This is a genomic window from Desulfolutivibrio sp., assembly GCF_036584575.1.
GTDB lineage: Bacteria > Desulfobacterota > Desulfovibrionia > Desulfovibrionales > Desulfovibrionaceae > Desulfolutivibrio.
In genome coordinates, this window is the sequence record NZ_JAZHDB010000228.1 from 1 (window position 1) to 19,110 (window position 19,110).

Consider the following 19,110-nt stretch of genomic DNA (forward strand, 5'->3'; position numbering starts at 1 on the left):
CTGGGCGGGCGGGTGGTGGCGGACACGGAGAAGGTCAGTTCCGGGAATTCCCGGCACAGGGCCGTAAGCAGGGTGGACTTGCCCGCGCCGGAGGGGGCGCAAACCACGAACAAAAATCCCAGTCGATTAGTCGTCATCGGATGCGTCCTCCTGGATGAAACGCTGGCCGATGGTCTCGGCCTGAATGCCCGAGAGCACCACATGGTTGGAATCGGTGATGATGATGGAGCGGGTTTTGCGGCCCTGGGTGGCGTCCACCAGCCGGTTGTCCGCCCGGGCGTCCTCGCGCAGGCGGCGCATGGGGGAGGATGCGGGACTGACGATGGCCACCACCCGCGAGGCCACCAGGAAATTGCCGAACCCGATGTTCAAGAGGGCGTTTTTCGCCATGGACGCGCTCCGTGTCGGCCGACGGGCCGGATCATTCGATATTTTGCGCCTGTTCGCGGCATTTTTCGAGTTCGGCCTTGAAGTCCACCACGAGACGGCTGATGTCCATGCTCTGGGCCTTGTTGCCGCAGGTGTTGATCTCCCGGAAGGTCTCCTGGATGAGAAAATCGAGCTTCTTGCCCATCTCGCCGCCGTCGGCCAGGAGCCGCCGCAGGCGTTTGAGATGTTCGGCCAGCCGGGTCAGTTCCTCGGAGACGTCCAGCCGGTCGGCCAGGATGGCCGTTTCCTGCAGCAGACGGTCCTCGGAAACATCGGCCCCGGCCTTGTCCATGGCCGCCCGGATGCGCGCCAACAGGGCGTCGGTGCGTTCCTGCTTCACCCCGGGGGCCAGCCGGGCCAGGTCCGCACACCAGGCGTCCATGCTGCAAAGCCGGGCCACGATGTCCTTGGCCAGGCATTGCCCCTCCTTGGCCCGGGATTCGGAGAAGTCCGCCAGGGCGGCCCGCAGGCCCTCCGACAAGGCCGCCACCAGGGTGGGGTCGGGTTCGTCCAGATCCTCCTGCCACAGGGCGGACACGGACAGCAGGCGATTGACGTCCGGGGAGAACGAGGCGCCGCGCTCGGCCGCCAGGGCGGCCAGCTGGTCGAACATGGCCAGGGCTACGGGGCGGTTTAAGGAGATGTGTTGGATCTCGGGACGCGGCGACTGGAAATGCAGATGGATTTCGATGCGCCCCCGGGTGGCGTACTCGCGAACGACCTTTTCGAGCTGGGTCTCGCGGCAGCGCAGAAAAAGGGGCAACCGCCATTTGAGATCGAGAAAGCGGCTGTTAATGCCCCGGACCTCCCAGGTCTGGATGAAGGCGTCGTTTTCCAATCGGCTGCGGCCGAAGCCGGTCATGCTTTTGGGCATGGGATCGTGTCCTTTATACGGATGATGGTTGGGGCGCGGTCTTGGCGATTTCCGGACATTGGCGGAAAATCCCCCGCAGCGCGGTCAGTTCGGCCTGGAGTTCCGGGGTGCGGTAATCGGGAAACGTCCAGGGCAGGATGTGCCAGGAGCCTTTGCGAAAGACAAGGGTCAGATCGGCGAAAATGCCGTCGCGCAGATAGATGCGGTGCCCGAAGTTTTTGCCCGTGGCCAGGACCAGGCGCTCCTGGGTCAGAAGTCCCGGATCGAGGTTGACCGTGCGACGACCGTCCTCGCGGGCCATGGCGTTTTCCAGGGCGTTGGTGGCAAGCTTTATGTCCGCCAGGGCCTCTTGGGGCACGAGCCGGGAAAATCCCAGCAGACGGCGCACGATGGGCGTGTCCAACTCGGCATCATAATACGTGGTGAAGGAAAAGGGCAAGTCGGCGGATATGCGGCAGGGGGGACCGAAAAGGTCCGTGATCCGGGGCAGCAGCACGGGCCACAGATCGTCCATGCGGGCGCATAAGACCGAGAGCACGGCCATGGCCGGGCCGGGATGGCCGGGGATGCTCATGGCGCGTCTCCCGGGGGAGGCGTCGGGGATGCGGCGCGGACCAGGATGTCCGTGGCGTCTGCCCCTGCGACCCCGAACGGCACGGCCGCGACCAGTCGCCTGGGCAGGATGCCGCCCTGTCCGGGGCCTTCCAGGCGGCATTCCAGGTAATATTCGCATACCCCCCGGGCGGGCCCGACCCGTTCGGCCACGAAGGCCAGCCGGGGAAGGGCGGCCACGGTGCGGGCGAAAGCGGTTTTTTTGTCCCGGGCCAGATCGCGCAGGATGCGGGCGCGTTCCTTTTTTACGTCGGCGGGGAGTTGGCCGGGAAAACTCGCGGCCAGGGAGCCGGGACGCCGGGAATAGGGAAAGACATGGGCATAGGTCAGGGGCAGGGCGCGGCAGAAATCCAAGGTGGTCCGGAAGTCGGCGTCCGATTCGCCGGGAAATCCGGTCAGGATGTCCGCCCCCAGGGCCATGACCGGCCAGATCCGGCCCATCTTGGCCACGAAATCCGCCACGGCTTCGGGACGGTAGTGGCCCCGGCGCATGGCGGCCAGGACTTCCGGGGCGGCGCTTTGCAGGGAAACATGCAGATGGGGGCATACGGACGGCGCATCGGACAGGACGTCCAGGGCCTTTTGCGTGAGCATGCCCGGGTCCAGGGAGCTTAAGCGCAGGCGGACCTGGCCGGGGTGGGCCGATTCCAGGGCGCGCCCGAGGGCGGCCAACAGATCCCAGAAGTCGGGGGTCTGGGGCAGGTCGCGTCCATAATGCCCAAGATTGATGCCGCTTAAGACAATCTCCCGGAATCCGGCTGCGGCCAGGCGCAGGGCCTCGGCCGACACCTGGTCCACGGGCCGGGAGCGCGACGCCCCCCGGGCCCGGGGGACGATGCAATAGGCGCAGCCGTGGGAGCAGCCGTCCTGGACCTTGATGACCGCCCGGGCCCGGGGAAAATCCGAGACGCCCTCGCCGGTTGCGGTCTGCGGTGTCAGGGGGGCGTCCGGAGGGACGGGCAGGGTCGCGGCCACCTCGGCGATCACCGGCACGGCGGCGATGCCGGGCAGGCCGTCGAGAAAACCCGGCACGGCGCGGACGGCGCATCCGGCGGCAATGATTTCCGCCCGGGGGTGGTCGCGGCGCAGGGCGGCGGCGATACGCCGCGATTCGGCCGCCGCCCGGGCGGTCACGGCGCAGGTGTTGACCACGAGAAGGCTGGCGTCGTCCGGGGAGTCGGCCTCGACATATCCCCGGGCGCGCAACTCCTCGCGCAGGGCCTGGGCGTCGTAGGCGTTGACCTTGCAGCCCAGGGTGCGGAAATGAAATGTCCGTTCGCCGTCCATGGTTTGGGGGCGCTTACCACCAAGCCCGGCGAAGGTCCATGCCCGTACCCTGGCTTTGGGCCTGCGGCGGGAATGGTTGTTGCTCATGGCATGGCATACGGAAAAAACTTCCCCTGGAGGCGGCCATGCGTAGGTATATTCTCCCGATGTTCGATGTGGTGGTGTTCGGGTCGTTTGCGGTGTTCTTGGCCATGATGGCCTTGAGCATTCCCACCGACGCGCGCATGCGGCTTCTGGCCAGGGCCTGGGAACTCATGCGGATTTCGGGTGGCTGGTGATGTCCGTCTTGGTTTGAGGAATTTGTCCTGAAAAAAGGACGGGCCAGTTCCATTTGGGGGATTTCCCGCATCCCGCTATTCTGATGCAATTGAAAAGCATCTTTATTCATCATGGTTAGAGATTTCTTCGTTATGGCCCGGATTTTGTAGATGTAGGGGCATGCCCCTACATGACACGCTTTCCGCATCGTCCCTTTCCCGTCCCTGTCCCGTGACCCCTGGCGGCCGCAGCAGGGATGAGGCCCATGGTCCGTATCGTGATTTTCCCGTTTCGTGCCGTCCCGTGGTCGACATGGAATCCGGCGGCATAGCCGCTGTGAGCGCGGCGCCAGCCTGGTTCGAGGTCGCGGGGGCCGTGCGCTATCCCCACCCGTACCGCTGCCTCGCCCAGGATTCTTTTGTCGGCCTTGCGGCAGGCGCCCATACAACCGCCGTTGGGCATCTGCCCGGCAGAGGCCTTCCCCTTTCGGTTATCGAAACGGTGTGCCGGGAATATGCTCGGTGGTCCCGCCACGGCGACGCCCCCGGGCTTTTGGTGGCCGCCGTGGGCGCGCCCCGGGGCGGCCGGGACGTCGCCCGGGCAGCGGCCGTGGCCGCCAAGGTGGTGTCCGGCCTGGACCTCGATCCCGCCCGGGTGGTGTTGGTTTTTGACTGCGAGGAGCTTCAGGAGGAGCCCCTGGCCTCCCTGCACGCCTTTTTGGAGCTGAAACGCCACGGCCTGAAACTGGGGATCGATTTTTCCGACATTGAAAATCTGCCCTATCGTTTCCTGGAAATGCTGCCCGCCGATTATCTGCGGGTGGGGCATGAGGCCGACCATTGCCTTTCCCATCAGGCGGCGTTTACCGGTCCCGGTTTCGCGGAGAGGCTCAAAAACGTGTGCGCCTTTGCCGAGAATCTGCTCATGGACGTCATCGTGGCCGGAGTGGACAGCGCCTCGAAGTACGATCTTTTATCCGACTTGCGCTGCCGGTTCGGGCAGGGCGCGTATTTCCCAGCCGTTTCGCCCTCCGAAAAGTCGCTCGGACTTTTCGACACAAACGGCCCTCCCCCCGGTTTGTAACGACGGGGCGCGCCGGACGCGGGGAGATCCCATGCCCTCGGGTTTTCCCACGTTCGTCGCATCTGTACTTGGAGACGGGGCTACCCTCGCGCCCCGTCTCCTTTTTTTTGCCCAAAGCGCGCGGCCTGCCAGGCGCTTTGCGCCGATTCCGGGCGGCTGGGATTGCGAAATCGGTCCCCAAAGGATGGTCCGTGCAGACAGGGGGCCGACGTCGCCTTCGCCGCGGCCAGGGTGTCTGCGTCGGATGTTATGGGCCGAATGTTTTGGACGGGATGTTTTGGGCCAGACCCGGGCGAGCGGGTGAAGGCCCTGATGCGGCTGTCGGCCTCGGCTGTAGCAAACAGCGCTGTGGCGACGCCCGGCGGAAAGGCCGCTTTGACGGACTAAGTTGTGCTCTTCAACGCACCGCCCCGGTGCAGTGGGATTTCTCTGTCCGGCTGGAGGGGCGTCTCCGGGGGCGCGTGCTTCAGGGCGATCCTGCCGCGCTGGATGTGCAGGCAATGCTGTTCGGTAGAGGCGGGAGCGCCGGTTTAGGCCGTTGCGGTTTGTTGCCGGGCCTGGTCAAGGCCGGGAATGGAATGTCCGGAAAAGTTTCGGGTGCGGGGAGATACTAGAGCAACATTTCACAAAGTCCCAGGGGAGCTGTGTTGAAGTCTCTTATTCAACTTTCAGACCGCTGTTTTTTTGTCGATTGCATATTGAAAAAGTGGTCAAGAAGCAGTAGATGGATTTTACGCGTGAGTTGAAGAAGAGATTTTTGACTTTTTTTACGAGAGGAGACGGCAATGGATGATTACTTGAAGGAAGCTTTGGAAATCGTGAGAGCCCAGGCCAGCGTGCGGAACATGACCGAGGATGAGATCACCTCCATGGTCCGCCGCCTTGCGGACAGCATCCGGGCCATCGCCGAGGGCGTCACGCCTGCGGCCGAGGTTGGTGCGGCCGTTCCCGCCGATCCCAAAAAGGCTGTGCGGGAAAAAAGCATCATCTGCCTGGAGTCGGGAAAGTCGTTTAAGATCCTGACCAAGAAACACTTGGCCAAATTCGGCCTGACGCCGGATGAATATCGGGCCAAGTGGGGGTATCCCAAGAACATGCCCCTGGTGTGCAAGGAGTTGCAGCGCGAACGCCGCAAGAAGATGAAAGACATGCGGCTGTGGGAAAAGCGGGTCAAGAAACAGGACTAGCCCTGTTTTCCCGCTGTCGCCGACGGGAGTGCTTCTCGATCCAAAAAAAGCCCGGAATCATTCCGGGCTTTTGTTTTGTCGAGGATCAGGACGGTGCGCCCGTTCGGGACTCCAGATCGGCGGCGGCCTTTTCCACCGAGGCGACAAAACCCTCCCGGGCCGCAACGAGGCGGTCGGCCAGGGCCGCATCGGACAGGGCCAGGATCGAAAGCGCCAGCCAGGCCGCGTTGCGCGCCCCGGCGGCATCCAGAGCCACCGTGGCCACGGGAAATCCCGGCGGCATCTGCACCGTGGACAACAGGGCGTCCATGCCGCCAAGGGCCGAGGCGGTGATGGGCACCCCGATCACCGGACGGATGGTGGCGGCGGCCACGGCCCCGGCCAGGTGGGCGGCCATTCCGGCGGCGCAGATGAACACCTGGCACCCGGCGGCCTCAAGCTCGGCCACCAGCCGCCGGGTGCGCTCCGGGGTGCGGTGGGCCGAGGTCACGGTGAAGGTGAACGGCACGCCGTGCGCCGCCAGCACCTCGGCGCAGGGGCGCATCTTGTCCTCGTCGGAGATGCTGCCCATGAAAATGGCCACCTTGCTCATGTTTTCGCCTCCCGGCGCAACCCCTTGTCGCCGATGTCCGAGCGGCAAAAGGCGTTGTCGAAATGGATCTTGGCCACGGCGGCATAGGCCCGCTGCTTGGCCCCGGCCAGGTCCGCCCCAAGGGCCGTGACCCCCAGAACCCGCCCCCCCGAGGTCACCAGCCGCTCGCCGTCACGGCGCGTCCCGGCCTGGAACACGGTCACCTCCGGGTCGGCCTGGGCCGCCTCGATGCCGGTGATCTCCATGCCCTTGGGGTAGCTTCCCGGATAGCCCGAGGCGGCCATGACCACGCAGACCGCGCTTTGCCGCGACCAGCCCACCATGGCCTCGTTGAGGCTTCCCGTGGCGCAGGCCAGAAGGATCTCGGCCAAATCGCCGCGCAGGCGCATGAGCAGGGGCTGGCATTCGGGATCACCGAAGCGCACGTTGTATTCTAGGACCATGGGGCCTTTTTCGGTCATCATCAGCCCGGCGTAGAGCACGCCGCGAAAGGGATGTCCTTTGGCGGCCAGGGTGCGCATGATGGGGACGATGACCCGGTCGGCCATGCGGCCGTATTCGGATTCGGGCAGAATCGGGGCCGGGCAATAGGCCCCCATGCCGCCGGTGTTGGGGCCTGTGTCGCCGTCGAAGGCGGCCTTGTGATCCTGGCAGGCGGTAAGGGGCACGCACCGCTCCCCGTCGCAAAAGGCCAGAAACGAGGCCTCCTCGCCGGAAAGCGCCTCTTCCACGATCACCGTCTCTCCGGCCGGGCCGAAGATCTTTTTCACCATCATGTCGGTCACGGCGGCCTTGGCCTCTTCGACCGTTCCGGCCACCACCACGCCCTTGCCTGCGGCCAGCCCGTCGGCCTTGACCACCAACGGCGCGCCTTTGGCCTCAATGTAGGCGGAGGCCTCCGCCGGGTCGGTGAAGGCCTGGAAATCCGCCGTGGGCACGCCTGCCTCGCGCATGATCTCCTTGGCGAAGGCCTTGCTGCCTTCGAGTCCGGCCGCGAAGCGATCCGGCCCGAAGCAGGGAATACCGACTTCGGCCATGGCGTCGGTCAGCCCAAGGGTCAGGGGCAGTTCCGGCCCGGCCACCACCAGCTCCACCCCGGTTTCCCGGGCGAAGGCTGTAAGCCCTGCCACATCGGAATCGGCGAGGGGCACGTTTTGCCCAAGCGCCGCCGTGCCGCCGTTGCCCGGGGCGATGAAAAGCTCGGTCACGCCGGGGCTTTGCCTGAGTTTGACGGCCAGGGCGTGTTCCCGGCCTCCGGATCCGACCAAAAGCACCCGCATGGGGCCTCCTTGACGATAAGGGGTATGCGGACCTGTCGCGGCCAGCGGCGGTGATTTCCCCAGGCCCACGTCGTTTTCCTGCGGCGTCAGCCGCCGGGTGGTCCGCCTCGCGCCGCAGTGTCCGCGCTTCGTGCAATAGCCGCAAAAGCTCCAGGCGGCAAGGTTGCAGGCGGCCTGGCCTGGGACGGCCGGGAAGGAGGGCGGCGACGAAAAACGGGGACCGCGTCCATCGCGGTCCCCGTTCGCTCAGGTCGTGTTGCGGCGGCGTTTGGCCCTAGGCCAGGGCCTTGGGAGACGCGCCGGGCAGGGCGGCATCGCCGTTTTGCAGGGTGGCGATGAGGTCGTTTAGAGTCTGGGCCTGGACGGCCAGATCGCTCACGGCCCGGGCCGACTGCTCCATGCCCTCGGCCATCTCCGCAGCGATGGAATTGATTTCGTCCACCGAGCGGTTGATCTCCTCGCTGGCGGCGGACTGCTGTTCCGAGGCCGTGGCGATGGAGCGCACCTGATCCCCGGCGTTGTCCACCAGATCCACGATCTCGTGCAGGGCCGAGCCGGATTTTTCCGAAAGGGACGTGGCCTGGGCCACGGCGGAAACCGCCGCCTCCACGCGCACCACCGTCTCCCGGGCCCCTTTTTGGATGCCGCCGATGGCCTCGCCCACTTCCTTGGTGGCGGTCATGGTCTTTTCGGCCAGCTTGCGGACCTCGTCGGCCACCACCGCGAACCCGCGACCGGCCTCTCCGGCCCGGGCGGCCTCGATGGCGGCGTTTAAGGCCAAAAGGTTGGTCTGGTCGGCGATGTCCGAGATGACCCCCATGATCTTGCCGATGTCCTCGGCCTGGCGGCCCAAGGCGCCCATGTTTTCTTTCAGTCCCACGGCCTCGCGCTGCACCGAGTCGATGGCCGCCACCACCTGGGTGACGATGTCCGCGCCGTCCTTGGCCTTGCGGCTGGCCGCGTCCGAACGTTCGGCCGCCATGGAGGCGTTTTTGGCCACCTCGAGCACCGTGGCGTTCATCTCCTCCACGGCCGTGGCCGTCTCCTGGACCCGCTGGCGCTGCACCTCGGACCCCTTGCTCGACTGTTCGATCTGGGCCGAGAGCTGGGCCGCCGCCGAGGCCATGAGGTCCGAAACGTCCCGGGCCTTGTGGGCGGCGTCGGCGATCATCTCGTTTTGGGCGGCGATGAGTTCCTGCTGCTTGCGGATTTCGGTCAGGTCCATGAACAGGGCGAACCCGGCGATGAGCTGGCCGTCCAGGTCGTAGAGGGGCGCTGCGTCGACCTGGGTGAAGACGGCGTTGCCCTTGCGGGTGGGCACCTCCACCTGGACGTTGCGGATGGGCCTGCGCTCGGAGACGGCCTTTTCGGTGATGGTGGTGTGGCCTTCCTCGCCGTAGAAAAACCGGCTCACGGTCATGCCCAGGTAGTCGGCGGGCTTGCCGACATGTTCCAGAAAATCGATGACCGGCTGGTTGACGAAGACGATCTTTCCCTGGGGATCGGACACGATGCAGGAGATGGTCATGGCGTCGAGCATGCCTTGGGAGAACCCCAGCTTGTTTTTGATCTCGGCCACCATGCCCCGGATGTTGGCGGCCAGGTCGGCCATCTCCAGACGGAAGTTCCCGGAAAGTTCGGCCTTGTAGTCCTGGGCCGCGATGCGCTTGGTGAAGACCTCGATGGCCGAAAGCGGCCTGGTCACCAGTATGCGCAGGGAAAGGGCGATGATCAGGACCACGGCCACGATGATCAACCCGCCCACGATGAGCAGCACGTTGCGCTGGGTGGTGGCGGTCTCGGTCATCTCAGAGGCGTAGGCGCTCATACAGATGGTCCACCCGGTTTCGGCCAGGGTGGTCACGGCCATGAATTTGTCCTCACCCTTCCAGTCGTATTCCACTACGCCGTTTTTGATGCGCAGGGCCTCGTTAACGAAGCCCACGTCGCCCATGTCCTTGAGCAGCAGCGTCTTGTCCACGGCATGGGCGATGATCGCGCCCGTGTCGTCGATGATGAATCCATAGCCGCGCTCTCCGAAGCGCAGGTTGTCCAGGTATTTTTCCGTGACCGAGGACCACTGGGGAATCACCGCCAGACCGCCCAGCCGTTTTCCGCCGGGACCATTGATCGCCACGGCCACGGCAAAGACCAGCTTGGCCGAATCCCTCGAGGCGGGGAACACCTTCTTGGTGATGATGAGCTGCTCTCCCGCCGCAATGGCCTTCACGTACGGCTTGTCGCTTCGGCTTTGCCCGGCCAGATCCTCCATGGCGGCATTGTATCCGGCCAGGATCTTGCCCGAATCGTCAAAGACGAGAATGGCCTGGAAGTTGTCCTTGTAGCCGTCCATGTAGTTTTTCAGACGTTCCTTGGCCCTGTCGGGGGAACCCGAGAAGGCCTCCAGGATGGCCTGCTGCATGGCCAGGGCGCGCGTCATGGCCGTCACTTCGCCAAGGTAGGATTCCAGGGAACGCTTGATCATGTCCGCAGATTGGCTGATGGCCTGTTTCTCCATCTCCAAGGCCATGTCGTGGGACGACGAGGAGACGTAGACCACCAGGGCCAGGATGCCCGCCAGCACGGAGGCGGACACGGTCAGGATGAGAACCGAACTGATGCTTTTTTTGAACATGGATGACCTCTCGGGAAGACAATTCACAGCGAAAAGCAGGTGTCCCGCGTAGGAAAAGCGCAGGGTGGTAATGAAAATCGGCGGCAAGGGATCGAAGCATCCGTGAGGGCGAAAAGAACATCCACCGGAACGGGCCATCTCACTGCAAAAACACGAAGTGCAAAAGAGTTTCACATTCCTGTCGCCAAGGCGTACCGCCTATGCCACGAATTCCAGGAGCTTTCAATATGTTTTTCGCGGAAAAAAGAGAAGGGACAACAGGACTCGGCGTCATGCCGCAGTATGCGTCGGAAAAATATTGGAAAGATCCTTGACGCCGGAGGGGATGTGCGGGAAGAGGGGAATGGGGGCGAAAGGCGCCGTCTCGGGCCGCCGTCCGGTCGGCCCGCAAACGCGCCAGCCCGCCCGACGGGGAGGAAAACCCATGAGCGCCACGGTCTTCCTGATCATCTTCATCGTCCTGGGATTCGTCGTCCTGGCCTATTTCAGCCGACGCTCCAAGAACTTCGCCAAGCGCCATCCGGGTGAAAAAAACCCCATCGATTTCTGGCTCTATGGCAAGGACCGCAAGGACGACGACGAGAGCTGACGGCCGCAGCCCGGTCGGGATTTCCCGGCCGCGTCGCCGCCGAAGACCTTGATGTCCGCCGCCAGAACCCCCACGATGCGTTCCTCGCGCACCATCGGCGTGGAGATGGTCAGGCAGTATTCCCCCGAGGCCTCGGAAAGATAGATGGGTGAGATGGAGGTGTCGCCGTTTCGCATGGCGCCGGTGAACCACGGCCGTTTGGACCAGTTTTTGCCTTTGACCGAGCCTGTATCCGTTGACCGGAAGTGCGGCGGGGCGATGTTTTCCGTCACCTGCACGCCTGCGGCGTCCGTGGCGTAGAGCAGTTCGAAAAAGTCGAAGCGGGAGATCATCTCGCGCATGAGCCGTTCCATGGCCTGCGCCTGCAGGCCCGTCATGTCCGGATGCCCGGCGGCCTCCTCCACGGCGTCCTGGGCCGTGCCCTGGCCGATGAGCTTGAAGACCCCGTTGAGCTTGAGCAACTCCTCGATCTCCCCGCCGAGCTTTTCTATGGTCGCCGAAGACCGCAGCATGCCCTCGGTGGTTTTGGCCGAAACGTCGCGGATGCTGTCGATGGCGGATTTGATGCCCTCTCCGGCCGTCACCTCGTCCTCGGCGGCCCGGGAGATGTCCCGAACCCGGCCCGAGGCCGCATCGGACAGGCTCACGATCTGGCCCAGGGCCTCGCGCGACTCCCCGGCCAGTCCCGTGGCCGTGTCCACGGCCTTGGCCGCTTCCTCCACGCTTTTGACGTTGTCCCGGGCCCCGGTCTGGATGGAGGAGATCACCTCGCCCACCTCGCGGGTGGCCAGCATGGTTTTCTCGGCCAGCTTGCGCACCTCGTCGGCCACCACAGCAAACCCCCTCCCGGCCTCTCCGGCCCGGGCGGCCTCGATGGCGGCGTTTAGGGCCAACAGGTTGGTCTGGTCGGCGATGTCCGAAATCACAGTCATGACCTGGCCGATGGATTCGGCCTGTCGCCCCAGTTCGGCCATGCCCGTGGACAGGGAGGCGGCCAGGCGGCTGACGTCGCCGATGGCGGCCACCGAACGGCCCACCACCTCGGCCCCGTTTTGGGCCATGCCCCGGGCCTCGGCCGCGGCGTGGGCGGCTTCCTCGGCGCCCCGGGCCACTCCCTGGATGGTCGCAAGCATGCCGTCCATGGCTGCGGCGGTCTCGTCCACGAGATGCTTTTGTCCCTCGGCCCCCTGGCCGACCTCCTGCGCCTCCCGGCCCAGGTCGGCGGTGGCCTGCTTGATGGCCCCCGCCACGTTTTCCAGGGTCTCCCCGGCCCCGAGCATGCCCAGGCGGCGGGCCTCGTCCTTTTTATGCGCCCGTTCGGCCAGGGACATGGCCTCTTTGGCCTGATCGGCTAGGCGGTGGGCCTCATCGGCCCGGGCGGCCGCTGTCCGGGTTTCGTCCTTGAGTTTTTCCACCATCCCCGTCATGGCCCCTGCGAGCGTCTCCATGCCGCCTGCAAAGCGACCCGAGAGGCTGGCCGACAGATCCCCCACCGCCACCCTGGCGGCGAATTCGGCCAGGGCCTTCAGGGGGGCGAGCAGGTTTGCGCGTACGACCAGGGCCAGGATTCCCGCCACGAGGACCGTCGCGCCAAGGCCCACGGCGAAGAGCATAAGCGGCAGGCCGCCCAGACGGTCGTTTAGGATGGCCTTGGCCTCACCCACCGCCCAGGTCGCCTCGGCGCCCGCCTGGCTCTGGGACAGGGCGGATTCCAGGCCGCGCCCGGCGTCATCAGCCAATCCGTCCAGACGCCAGGAGCACACGGCAGCGCCGAGGATGGTCACCAGAAGCAGGCCAGCCACCGTGGTGGCGACGATCCGCACAAAAAGCGAGTTCATGGGGCGAGTCCTTTGTCTGGAGTCCGGCCGCCGTCAGGAGGGTGAGGGAGGGGCGGGCCGTCGCGGGGTTCCTGTTTGACCATAGCAAAATGCGTCCCCGAGTCGCGCTGGGGTGTGTAAGCGTTGTGCAGATCACCTTAAATCGACAAAAACGTCAAGGGCAGCCCGCGCCGAAAAAGGTGCGTGACTGCCCGTCATCTTTGGGGTCGGGAAGGGGTCAGGAGACCTTGGCCCCGGGCGGGACCGGCCCGGAGGCGGTCAAAAGCTGCATGCCGCCGTCCGTGCGCACGGCCAGGATCATGCCGTGGGAGACGTAGCCGCGCAGTTTGCGGGGTTTGAGGTTGGCCACAACGACCACCTGGCGGCCCATGAGGTCGGCGGGCTGGAAATATTCCGCCAGTCCCGCCACCACTTGGCGCGGGGTCATCTCCCCCAGGTCCACGGCCACCAAAAACAGCCGGTCGGCGTCGGGAACGGGCGAAACCGACACCACCGCGCCCAGGCGCAGATCGAGCCTCTGGAAGTCGGCGAATTCCACATCGGCCAGGGCGGGGGCCTCCACTGGGTCGGCTTTGGCGGCGGCCTTGGGGGCGGCCGCGTCCTTGTTTTTCGAGGGCTTTCCCGGCTTGGCCGCTGCGGCCGGGGCCGCGGGCTCCATGGGGGCCGGGGTCTCCTTGCGCGGGAAAAGGGGCGTTCCGGTCTCCACCCGGGCGCCCGCCGGGAGCATGGCCAGTTCCCGGCATTCGCGCTGCATGTCCACCTCGGCCGGGACAAAGGGCTGGGCCAGCAGGGCGAGCATCTTTTCCGAGGCCTCGGGCATCACCGGCCACAAAAGCAGCGCCGTCTTGCGCATGCCCGCCAGGGTGGAGTGCAAGACCGCCGCCAGCCGGGCCGTGCGGCCCTCCTTGAAAAGCGTCCAGGGGGCCGAGGCGTCCACATGCTTGTTTAAGGCCCGCACAAGTTCCCACAGGGCCTCCAGGCCCTTGGAGAAGCGCATGGAGGCGAACATGTCCCGCCAGTTGTTCGCGGCGGTCACGGCCAGGGCGGCCAGTTCCCGGTCCAGATCGGAAAATTCCGCGTGTTCCGGATCGGGCAGGACGCCGTCGAAATACTTGTGGGCCATGGCCAGAACCCGGTTGAAGAGGTTGCCCAGGTCGTTGGCCAGGTCGGCGTTGAACCGGCCCACCATGGACTCCTCGGAAAAACTGGCGTCGTGGCCGAAGGTCATCTCCCGCAAAAGGAAATAGCGCATGCCCGAGACCCCGAAGGCCTCGGCCATGGCCCGGGGCTCCACCACGTTGCCCAGGGACTTGGACATCTTGGTGTCGCGCACCAGCCAATAGCCGTGGACGTTTAAGTGTCGGTAGGGCGTAATGCCAAGGGCCATGAGCATGGTGGGCCAGAAGATGGCGTGGGGCTTTAAGATGTCCTTGGCCACCAAGTGTTGGGCGGCGGGCCAGAAGGCGGCGAAGTCGCCGCCGTCCGGCCAGCCCAGGGCGGTGATGTAGTTGATGAGCGCGTCGAACCAGACGTAGGTCACGTAGTTTTCGTCAAAGGGCAGGGGAACGCCCCAGGTCAGCCGGGAGGTGGGCCGGGAGATGCACAGGTCTTCCAGGGCCCCGCTTTCCAGCAGGCTCACCACCTCGTTTTTGTACTGGCTGGGGCGGATGAAGTCCGGATTCTCCCGGATGTGCGCAAGCAGCCGGTCCTGGTATTTGGCCATGCGGAAGAAGTAGTTCTTCTCGGCGACGTATTCGGGCTTGGTCTTATGGTCCGGGCACAGGCCGTCCACCAGCTCCTTTTCCGTGAGGAAGCGTTCGCAGCCGAAGCAGTAGTGGCCGCCGTAGTCGCCGAAATAGATGTCGCCCTGGTCGAAGACCTTTTGCAGGGCGGCCTGGACCACGGCGATGTGCTCTTTTTCCGTGGTGCGGATAAAACGCGTGTATTCGACGCCAAGCTCGGGCCACAGGTTTTTGAACAGGCCGCTTATGGCGTCGGCGTACTGGGCCGGGGTCTGTCCGGCGGCCTTGGCCGCCTCGGCGATCTTGTCGCCGTGTTCGTCGGTGCCGGTGAGGAAATAGACCTCCTCGCCAAGCAGTCGATGGAACCTGGCGGCGCAGTCGGCCACGATGGTGGTGTAGGCATGGCCGAGATGCGGTTTGGCGTTGACGTAATATATGGGGGTGGAGATGAAAAAGCGGTTCACTCGGAACCCTCCCGGGATTTGGGTTTGCGCGGACCCTGGCGATGCTCCTGGGCCGGGCGGTTGGCGGATGCGGCGTCGTCCTTGCGGGGGGGGAAGCGCTTTTTGGGCGGCCGTTTGCCGCGCGGATCGGGCCGGTCCTGGCGTGAGGGGCCGTTTTTTGGACGTGGCGGGCCGTTTTTGGCCGCCTGATCGGGAGTCGGCGGCGACATGTCCCCGGTGGCGGGGAAGGCCAGATAGTCCTCGGCCATGGCCCGCTGTCCCGAACCGGCGTCGGTCGGCGATGCGGCTGGGGCGCCGGTGGAGATCTCCTGCCATTCGGCCAGGGTCAGTTCCTTTTCCTCGCCGTTTTCGGTCAAAAGGGACACGGTTTCCCGGAACAGATTGGTGCGCAGGATTTTGACCGCGCCTATGCTGGTGTCCAGGCGTTTGCCGATTTTGGGACATTTACGCTGGAAGGCGTCGTAGTTTCCCTGTTCGAAATTGAGGCAGCACAGAAGCCGTCCGCACATGCCGGAGATCTTGGTGGGGTTTAGAAACAGGTTTTGTTCCTTGGCCATCTTGATGGTCACGGGGGCGAATTTGCGCATGAAGCGGCGGCAGCAGCAGATCTGGCCGCAGTTGCCGATGGCCCCGAGCATCTGGGTCTCGTGGCGCACGCCGATCTGGCGCAGTTCGATCCGCGTGTGGTAGTTTTTGACCAGATCCTTGACCAGTTCACGGAAGTCGATGCGGCCCGGCGCGGTGAAATAGAAAACGATCTTGCCCCGGTCGTGGAAGACCTCGACATCCACAAGCTTCATGTCCAGTTCGCGATGTCGGATGCATTCCCGGCAATAGCGATGGGCCTCGCGGCCCAGGGCCTCATTTTCCCGGGCGGCCTCCAGGTCTTCCTCGTTGGCCAGCCGGTAAATGGGTTTGATGTCCTCGGGGGGAAGCTCCTCCGGGGGGGCCCCGGGGATGTCCGCCACCTGGGCCATGCCCAGTCCCTGGTCGGTTTTGACCAGGACATGATCGCCCGGCTTGACCACGTAGGGTCCGGAGGAAAAATAGTATATCTGTCCGTAATCACGGAATTTCAGGCCCAAAATCTGGCTCATGGGAGTATCCATTGGTCCCGCGTCGGCGGGGATTGGCGACGTTATGCGCATAAAAAAGTGAAAATAGACCAGATCGCGCCGTGAAGCAAACGGGCAATCCGGCCTATCCCGGGAAATTGGCGATTTCAGCGGGGAGGGCATGGTTTATGAGGCGTCGGACATACTCCGGCGAGCGGGCGGATTGCAAAAAAATCATGGGAGATTCTTGACAACCATGTGCCGTGGAGGTAAATCGCCCTCTCGCGCTTACGCGGGGGCCATTAGCTCAATTGGTAGAGCAGCGGACTCTTAATCCGTTGGTTCAAGGTTCGAGTCCTTGATGGCCCACCAAAAATTTCAAGGGGTTACGGTGAAAGCCGTAGCTCCTTTTTGTTGTTTGTAGGCTTTTGGCCCCACTCTGGCCCCACTTTTCAGGCTGCGGGGCATGCCTGCGTGTCGGATCATCCCTGCGAGCGCGGGGAACACTGACCGCCTGACATCTCCTAACGGCTCAACGCCGGATCATCCCCGCGAGCGCGGGGAACACGGCCGTAGCGACAGCTATTAGGCTCGCAGTTTCGGATCATCCCCGCGAGCGCGGGGAACACGTCCTTGCACCTGTCCGCAAGCTGTCATAAATACGGCAGTGAAGCCGTGCGCGAGGGCCGCGCCCGATATCAACTCCAACGTGACGGCCTTGCTCATGATCTACATTGTGGCCATGCTGGTGTTCCTCGGAGAGTACGCCATCCGGGCTCTGCTCGGGATTCCGGACTTTGTGTCCGCCTTCGGACATGGCGTCCTGGCCGGACTCATCGTCATCGGCATCGATGTCATCTTGGATTTCATTCGTTCTTTTTTCCCTCGCTCGTAGTTTCGGTTTTACATTCCGGGCAACCTTCACCCCGGCGACCGGTTTCGCCAGTTTCTCGGATCATCCCCGCAAGCGCGGGGAACACTGGCGGAACGTCCGGCGTCGTGTCGCAATCCACGGATCATCCCCGCGAGCGCGGGGAACACTTTGGACGGCAGCGCATGTGGCGGGCCATGGGCGGATCATCCCCGCGAGTGCGGGGAACACAAACCGGGCTTCTTGGCGATGATGCGCAGGATCGGATCATCCCCGCGAGCGCGGGGAACACACCGCAGACCCCTTGTAGTCGTCGATGGCCAGCGGATCATCCCCGCGAGCGCGGGGAACACTTCGAGATAAATCGAACCGAATACGAGGACGGCTTCCGGGACCGCTACAGTATATTTTTTTCGGGGAAAAACGACCTGTTGACCGTGACCCGGATCAACAAGGTCGGTAGCGTGCTTTGTTATATTATGCATGCCGATGACCGGCGCATGAACAAACAACGGGTGAGGGAATTTCATTACCCGCAGAAATGAAAAACCGGCGGAGCGTCCCACCCCCGTGGAGTCACGGGTTCCACGACGGTCCTTCATCCCTTCCTAGCGCCCGAACACTCGGGGAATCTCGACCCCGCCGATCTTCTTGCGTCACCTAAATGATCCCTGCCCTCTGAGGCAAGCGTCATCTCCGATATGATCAATATAACCACCCATGCCGCACGAATGACCGCCGCCCTTAATCATCCGGCGGCCGCTGGCCGCAACACGACCTCGCCCATGCGCATGACGGCGGGCATCATGGCCGACACCGTGAGGAGAATGAGTCATCCCCGCGAGCGCGGGGAACACGGGCGAGCGGGTGGATTACCCCGGGCAGGTGACGGATCATCCCCGCGAGCGCGGGGAACACTACATCCGGAGCAGTGCCTTCGTCGCTTTTGACGGATCATCCCCGCGAGCGCGGGGAACACTGGAACCGCCGATCCTCCCAGGCCCGTCCGTTCGGATCATCCCCGCGAGCGCGGGGAACACGTCAGCACGATGCGGCGCACGGACAGGACGGACGGATCATCCCCGCGAGCGCGGGGAACACTAGCCGCCGCCCCACGGTAACGACGTGTAAATCGGATCATCCCCGCGAGCGCGGGGAACACCGGGAAATCCATCCGGACGAGGCCGCCTGAAACGGATCATCCCCGCGAGCGCGGGGAACACCCGTAGCTGTACCCCCGGGAAACTGCCCTCGCCGGATCATCCCCGCGAGCGCGGGGAACACGATTGCAATATATATGCGTGATATCATACTATCGGATCATCCCCGCGAGCGCGGGGAACACTAACCGATGACGAATATACGCGGCCAGGACCGCGGATCATCCCCGCGAGCGCGGGGAACACGAACCGGTTGTCCGGCAAACTGGCGATCCTGCCGGATCATCCCCGCGAGCGCGGGGAACACATCGCCGACCGCGATCCGGCCCTGGCCCAGTACGGATCATCCCCGCGAGCGCGGGGAACACCATAGCCTGGGTTCCACATCCCGGGCCGCCTCCGGATCATCCCCGCGAGCGCGGGGAACACGGAAAACCCGGGATATGTCTCCATTCCTCGCTCGGATCATCCCCGCGAGCGCGGGGAACACACCAGCCCCTCGGGCAGCCAGATCTTGCGTTCCGGATCATCCCCGCGAGCGCGGGGAACACCGGTCATCACCCCGTCCGATGGAGTTGATTTCCGGATCATCCCCGCGAGCGCGGGGAACACTTTTTCGCCCATGCTGAAAATAAAAAACCCGACGGATCATCCCCGCGAGCGCGGGGAACACGGCAAGATCGACCCGGGCGAGGCGCGCCGGATCGGATCATCCCCGCGAGCGCGGGGAACACCCGGACGAAGCCTTGGACAAGGTTTTCGCGGTCGGATCATCCCCGCGAGCGCGGGGAACACGGGAACCGTGTTCGTCACATAGCTAGAGGGGCCGGATCATCCCCGCGAGCGCGGGGAACACTTTCGCCAGCCGACGATTTCCACCTGGAATGACGGATCATCCCCGCGAGCGCGGGGAACACTTGAGCGGGTCGATCCACTCCCAGCCCGGGCACGGATCATCCCCGCGAGCGCGGGGAACACGACAAAAGCAGGCTGTAGACGATGTCCGCCTCCGGATCATCCCCGCGAGCGCGGGGAACACGAGGGCGGGCCGGTGGGCCTGCCGATCCGGCGCGGATCATCCCCGCGAGCGCGGGGAACACATAACTTGACGACGAAATAACGGACGGCGTACCGGATCATCCCCGCGAGCGCGG

The 19,110-nt window shown here is 64.5% G+C and carries 15 protein-coding genes, 1 tRNA gene and 2 CRISPR repeat arrays (1 of these 18 only partly in view); of the genes, 6 read left to right on the forward strand and 10 right to left on the reverse strand.

The features are described 5' to 3' along the window. Nucleotides 1-126: 126 nt before the first annotated feature. Genes V3572_RS17075 through V3572_RS17090 form a run of 4 tightly spaced genes read right to left on the reverse strand, consistent with a single transcriptional unit; the run spans nt 127 to nt 3,289 of the window. A complete protein-coding gene (locus V3572_RS17075; RefSeq protein WP_332112234.1) occupies nt 127-390 on the reverse strand; it encodes a DUF370 domain-containing protein in 264 nt (87 codons plus the stop codon). 31 nt (nt 391-421) lie between these two features. Beyond that, the gene (locus V3572_RS17080; RefSeq protein ID WP_332112235.1) at nt 422-1,303 is read right to left on the reverse strand and encodes a YicC/YloC family endoribonuclease; all 882 of its coding nucleotides are present in this window, start codon (nt 1,301-1,303) and stop codon (nt 422-424) included. A 13-nt stretch (nt 1,304-1,316) separates the two neighbouring features. Then, nucleotides 1,317-1,877, reverse strand: a complete 561-nt coding sequence (locus V3572_RS17085; protein WP_332112236.1) for a DUF4416 family protein — start codon at nt 1,875-1,877, stop codon at nt 1,317-1,319. After that, nucleotides 1,874-3,289, reverse strand: coding sequence for a MiaB/RimO family radical SAM methylthiotransferase (locus tag V3572_RS17090; RefSeq protein WP_332112237.1), 1,416 nt, complete (start codon nt 3,287-3,289; stop codon nt 1,874-1,876). Before V3572_RS17090 ends, V3572_RS17085 begins: the two co-directional genes overlap by 4 nt. Nucleotides 3,290-3,327: 38 nt before the next feature. Between V3572_RS17090 and V3572_RS17095 the strand changes: the two genes are divergently transcribed. The 3 genes from V3572_RS17095 (at nt 3,328) to V3572_RS17105 (ending at nt 5,730) form a co-directional block, all read left to right on the forward strand. Continuing rightward, complete coding sequence (locus tag V3572_RS17095; protein WP_332112238.1) at nt 3,328-3,480, forward strand: hypothetical protein; 153 nt, start codon at nt 3,328-3,330, stop codon at nt 3,478-3,480. 292 nt (nt 3,481-3,772) lie between these two features. Further along, nucleotides 3,773-4,543 carry an EAL domain-containing protein gene (locus V3572_RS17100; RefSeq protein WP_332112267.1) on the forward strand — a complete coding sequence of 257 codons (771 nt, stop codon included), beginning with the start codon at nt 3,773-3,775 and terminating at the stop codon, nt 4,541-4,543. Between the two features lie 785 nt (nt 4,544-5,328). Then, the gene (locus V3572_RS17105) at nt 5,329-5,730 is read left to right on the forward strand and encodes a MucR family transcriptional regulator (RefSeq protein WP_332112239.1); all 402 of its coding nucleotides are present in this window, start codon (nt 5,329-5,331) and stop codon (nt 5,728-5,730) included. 85 nt (nt 5,731-5,815) lie between these two features. On the opposite strand, the gene purE is transcribed toward V3572_RS17105, so the two are convergent. The 3 genes from purE to V3572_RS17120 form a co-directional block, all read right to left on the reverse strand. Then, nucleotides 5,816-6,322: a 5-(carboxyamino)imidazole ribonucleotide mutase gene (gene purE / locus V3572_RS17110; RefSeq protein ID WP_332112240.1), complete on the reverse strand. Its 507-nt coding sequence runs from the start codon at nt 6,320-6,322 to the stop codon at nt 5,816-5,818. Next, nucleotides 6,319-7,602, reverse strand: coding sequence for a phosphoribosylamine--glycine ligase (purD, locus tag V3572_RS17115; protein WP_332112241.1), 1,284 nt, complete (start codon nt 7,600-7,602; stop codon nt 6,319-6,321). The genes purE and purD overlap by 4 nt, the downstream gene beginning before the upstream one ends. 274 nt (nt 7,603-7,876) lie before the next feature. Then, nucleotides 7,877-10,237, reverse strand: a complete 2,361-nt coding sequence (locus tag V3572_RS17120; protein WP_332112242.1) for a methyl-accepting chemotaxis protein — start codon at nt 10,235-10,237, stop codon at nt 7,877-7,879. 424 nt (nt 10,238-10,661) lie between these two features. Here V3572_RS17120 and V3572_RS17125 point away from each other — a divergent pair, with 424 nt between their 5' ends. Continuing rightward, nucleotides 10,662-10,826 (forward strand): nucleoside transporter, encoded by a 165-nt coding sequence (locus tag V3572_RS17125; protein ID WP_332112243.1) that lies wholly within the window; start codon nt 10,662-10,664, stop codon nt 10,824-10,826. Here V3572_RS17125 and V3572_RS17130 read toward each other — a convergent pair. The 3 genes from V3572_RS17130 to ricT all read right to left on the reverse strand — a co-directional run bounded on the left by V3572_RS17130 (nt 10,790) and on the right by ricT (nt 15,967). Then, nucleotides 10,790-12,664 carry a methyl-accepting chemotaxis protein gene (locus tag V3572_RS17130; RefSeq protein WP_332112244.1) on the reverse strand — a complete coding sequence of 625 codons (1,875 nt, stop codon included), beginning with the start codon at nt 12,662-12,664 and terminating at the stop codon, nt 10,790-10,792. The two genes, V3572_RS17125 and V3572_RS17130, sit on opposite strands and share 37 nt — an antisense overlap. A 217-nt stretch (nt 12,665-12,881) precedes the next feature. Next, nucleotides 12,882-14,870 (reverse strand): methionine--tRNA ligase, encoded by a 1,989-nt coding sequence (gene metG, locus V3572_RS17135; RefSeq protein ID WP_332112245.1) that lies wholly within the window; start codon nt 14,868-14,870, stop codon nt 12,882-12,884. Beyond that, nucleotides 14,867-15,967: a PSP1 domain-containing protein gene (ricT, locus tag V3572_RS17140; RefSeq protein ID WP_332112246.1), complete on the reverse strand. Its 1,101-nt coding sequence runs from the start codon at nt 15,965-15,967 to the stop codon at nt 14,867-14,869. The genes metG and ricT overlap by 4 nt, the downstream gene beginning before the upstream one ends. Nucleotides 15,968-16,221: 254 nt before the next feature. On the opposite strand from ricT, the gene V3572_RS17145 reads away from it, so the two are divergent. Further along, a tRNA-Lys gene (locus tag V3572_RS17145) sits at nt 16,222-16,297 on the forward strand. Between the two features lie 352 nt (nt 16,298-16,649). Beyond that, a complete protein-coding gene (locus V3572_RS17150; protein WP_332112247.1) occupies nt 16,650-16,820 on the forward strand; it encodes a hypothetical protein in 171 nt (56 codons plus the stop codon). Nucleotides 16,821-16,876: 56 nt separating this feature from the next. Next, nucleotides 16,877-17,150: a CRISPR direct-repeat array (repeat unit 29 nt; unit sequence CGGATCATCCCCGCGAGCGCGGGGAACAC). 474 nt (nt 17,151-17,624) lie between these two features. Continuing rightward, a CRISPR array of direct repeats spans nt 17,625-19,110; the repeat unit is 29 nt; unit sequence CGGATCATCCCCGCGAGCGCGGGGAACAC; it runs 922 nt beyond the window's last position.